This is a genomic window from Methanohalobium sp. (genome assembly GCF_018609725.1).
In the GTDB taxonomy this organism is placed as follows: Archaea; Halobacteriota; Methanosarcinia; order Methanosarcinales; family Methanosarcinaceae; genus Methanohalobium.
The window spans coordinates 1-4346 of sequence record NZ_JAHENT010000158.1; the positions used below are offsets into that span (position 1 = coordinate 1).

At 39.7% G+C, this 4346-nt stretch carries 3 protein-coding genes; all 3 read right to left on the reverse strand.

From position 1 onward, the window contains the following. The coding region (locus QZ276_RS10640; RefSeq protein WP_292487842.1) for a site-specific DNA-methyltransferase at window positions 1–707 on the reverse strand (707 nt) is incomplete at its 3' end. 200 nt (window positions 708–907) lie between these two features. Then, the gene (locus tag QZ276_RS10645) at window positions 908–3154 is read right to left on the reverse strand and encodes a hypothetical protein (protein ID WP_292487845.1); all 2247 of its coding nucleotides are present in this window, start codon (window positions 3152–3154) and stop codon (window positions 908–910) included. A gap of 181 nt (window positions 3155–3335) precedes the next feature. Beyond that, a complete protein-coding gene (locus QZ276_RS10650) occupies window positions 3336–4202 on the reverse strand; it encodes a thymidylate synthase (protein WP_292487847.1) in 867 nt (288 codons plus the stop codon). Window positions 4203–4346 lie beyond the last annotated feature (144 nt).

The following is a 4346-nucleotide window of genomic DNA, read 5'->3' on the forward strand; positions in this document are numbered from 1 at the left end:
AGGTTGCGACTTTCGCCGTTATGGCCGCATGTATTCTCGCCCTGTAGCTGCTCATAATTTGGTGAGCCGTTTGGGCGCTTCCGTATCGGCTTGTCGCCCCAACGCGCTATTGTGTTGGGGCTGACATTCTCCTTTACCGCCTCCGTGTCGTAGAAATACTTTTTGCTTTTAGTCAGTAGGAACACATGCTCATGTGCTGATGTGGGTCTATCCTTAACACTTTCGGGCATTGGGTTTGGTTTAGCCCAAATAATATCAGAACGAATATACCAGCCGTCCGCTTGCAACGCAAGCGCAACGCGAGCGGGAATCATCAACAAATCTTTTGGTTTATGATTATGAATTTTATTGCGTGGACTAGACATAAAATTCTGTGTTCCCGAATTACTTAATTGTTTACTAGATACATTGTTTATATCCTCACCACGATAGTTGGCATTATAACTATCACCAATATTTAACCATAGAGTACCATCATCCTTTAAGACATTCCACACTTTACGAAAGACATTAACAAGCATATCAATGTAATCATCGGGATTATTTTCTAATCCAATTTGACCACCAACCCCATAATCTCTTAAATTAAAATATGGTGGACTTGTAACACAAGTTTGATAATATTTTTGTGGTAATGTATCAAGAACTTTTAAACAATCACCAATATAAACATTAACTTTTTGATCACTTAATATAAAATCACTCATTATTATTTTCATCCTTTTTCTTACGTCGTTGTTCCTATCGACGTTCTTTTTCGCGATCATTACGTTGCTTCATAAGTTCATAAAGACGAAATAGAGCATCACTGTCCATTTCACTAGGATTCTGATTATTCTCACACATTATATATCTCCTTAAGTTATGGGCCATGAAGCATAACACTCCACGGCCCATTTGTCAACCTTTATATTTCGCACGCTCCCGCATGACAACTTTGGGCTGCAAGAGTATTAATATCCGTATACTCCTTCTGACTGAGATTGTTAATCCAATCAATAGGCTGATAGTTATTAACAATCTTATTCCACTTATGAAGTAAATGCACGTCCTTAAGCATGTATTCAGTCTTCTTTAGATCGCCGTGATATTGTTCTGAGAACTTTTTAAAGCGACGAATCCAGTCATCTTTCAACACGCGCTTGTCATCATTTTCATCAATTTCAATGTTCCAGTTAATGTGATCAATAGCCTTCCAAAGATCACCAAATGCGTTAAGAGCATCAACAATAAGACCAGAAGCAAACATGCAACTCTCACCATATTCTTCTAGAATTCTACTTGCGGGCTTAACTTCTGTATTTGGTGCCTGATTATAATCCTTGTCACCAACTTCACTTAGCAGACTGATACCCGAGAAGTATTTGCGGTTTTCAAAGATATAGTCACCCACCTTATCCCAATGACCATCTTCAACGGTTGTGGTATTAGAGATATTGTGTCTTAATGTTTTGTCAACACATAGGTCTAGGTCTGTACCTTCTTCAACCCAAGAGTTTTGTGCAAGCTTGACCTTCTCTAGAAAATCAATGCCGGTTGCCTGATGGCGGAAATATGATTCCTTCGCTGGAATGATTGGGAACGAAATTACATAGTCCGTACCACTAGATGACCACACAGACTTTTCTACCATATGTGGATTAGTCTGTTTGATCAGTTTTGCAACCTCTTGTGTTGCGCTCATTTGAATGTTGCGAATGAACATTGGCGCGTGTTCCGCATGGAAACCAGAAGGTGTCATAAGAAGAACAGAAGCATTACCAGCGGGCTTTGCACAAGTGTTACGAGCGGCAGGGTTGATACCAATCAACTTCGCCACACGCTTGTTTGTGTCCTTCACAATGCGTGCGCCCTTACGTAGAATTTCCTCGTTTAGAAGCACCTTTGGATTCCCCATCCAGCCGGTAACTGACACGCCTAGAAGTGCTTCGCGTTCGAAAATCTTTCTTGTAGTTTCGGTTACAAACTTGAAGTCTGTATATCCAGCTTGTAGAGTGCCGACGATTGCAGCTTGTTCGCAAGCCTGATAGAAGATTTCTTCGGTAGTACACATTGTACCGTTAATCTCTGTAAGGTTGCAACCCTGCCATCCTGAAATACCACTTTCAAGACTCATTTTTGGATATGGATAATAACGTGGTAACATGCCGATTTCGACACACGGATTAGTTGCATGTTCGCGGGAAGAAACAAAGTAGAATCCAGGCTCACCAAATTGCTTTGTCTTTTCATAGAGATACTTAAATTGTTCATATGTAATTTCATCACGAACACATACAGCCGAGTTGTTTGAACGCCCGCGTTGTGGATTATGAATATACCACTCGCCTGTCTTGGCGTTCATCATTTCTTCATCATCAATAGAGAATAGACAGATTGTTGCACTACGACGAACACCGCCCGCAATAACAGCATCAGCCGCGTGCATGGTAATATCGTAAGCCTCGACAGGCTTTAGTTGACGATTTTCTTTAGCAACCTTAACGAGAATACGTTCAATCTTGTCTAGTGCAACTCTTAGTGGTTCTGGACCGGGAGCCTTAAAGCCACCGGAAATGTAGGAATCCTTATCGCGAATCTCTGTAGTGTCAAAGTTGACGCGACGGCCTTCATACTCAGGATGCTTACCACCACCTTCAAAGAAAGATGACATAAGAACGTCAAGAGCCTTCGCCCATCCTTCAATTGAATCTGGAATAGTGAATGTCTTGGAATTCTTATGACGTTCCTTGATCTTTGGTAGATTTGCGATATGATGCTTTTGAACTGAGAAACCAGCACCACAACCGGATAATAGAATCCAGAAAATCTCGCCAAAGAATTCCGGGCGGTCACAATGAGAAGATGTACAATTGTACAGCTTCATATGGTTCTTTAGAAGTTGATCGCCGCCATACTGTAGAGCGCGTTGCGATCCTAGAAATAGCTTTTGAGCGTAACCTTCTTCAGCCTTGTCAATTAGTTTCTCTAGTTCTGGTGTCATAACATCAGCATAATATTTTCTATGCATGTTCATAACACGATTTACGGATTCTTCCCAAGTCTCATATCTGTTTTCATTCTCTAAGAATCGAGAGTAAGATTCATAAAACTTAGTCTCTGATGCTAGTCGTCTAAAATTATCTTTCTGAAAATCGGAATATATTACGCTCATTGAATTACCTCTTTATTCTTGTGTTTTGGACAATTGATCGCACATCGCCCTGTAGTCTTACAGTCGATTGAATGGAAATTATCTATTTGGAAAGTGTCACTTAGTATATATGCACTCGGATTGTTCCACAGTCTAGATATACTGCGGGTTTCAGCGGGTATCAATAAAAATTTTTATTTTTTTATACTGCCATAGAAGCCTTAATGCTTGGCATTGGTTCGTAATTTGCAAGAACATAATCACTTGGTTTAGTATTCAGCACGTCATTTAAACTATTAATAGTAGGCATAACAAGTGTTGGACCTTGAAGCGGCTTTCTCTTGACTTGTTCTTTTACAGCATCGAAATGATTAGTGTAGATATGACAATCGCCACCTGTCCAGATAAACTCACCCACACCCATACCTAGAATTTCTGCAAACATATGTGTTAGCAGACTGTAGGACGCAATATTGAAAGGAACACCAAGAAAAAAATCAGCCGATCTTTGGTACAGTTGACAGCTTAACTCATTATTGTGAACATAGAATTGAAACATAACATGACAAGGCGGGAGTGACATATTCTCAATTTCTTCTACATTCCACGCACTCACAATATGACGGCGACTGTCTGGATTGTTCTTTAGACTATTTAAAACTAATCGAATTTGATCAGTTACAGAATTCATACCTTCCCATGAACGCCACTGTGAGCCATATACGGGGCCTAGTTCTTTCACCGAATCATTGTTCGAATAACCAAGATCAGCACCTTGCTTATCAGCATTTGCAGTCCAGATAGTTTTTTTACCTACAAGATTTTCTCTTGAATCACCATAATGAATTTCGGCAAGGCGACGTTCATCAGAACTACCTTCAAGAATCCATAGAAGTTCACTTACAACCGCTTTCCAAGCAAGCTTCTTAGTTGTGACGGCTGGAAAGCTTTCACGTAAATCAAAACGCATCTGATGACCAAATACAGACCGAGTACCCACACCAGTTCTATCATTTCGATCATTTCCATTATTCATAATTTGCTTCAATGCATTTAGATATTCTCTCATACTTTACTCCACTTGTTAATTGCTGCAATTGCGGATAAACCAGAATATGTATTATAATTTATCATTTCTAATAGATATTTTCTTGTCAAACCACCATCTTTAATCATATCATTAACGTCTTTTTCCTTAATAGTATCAGGCCAT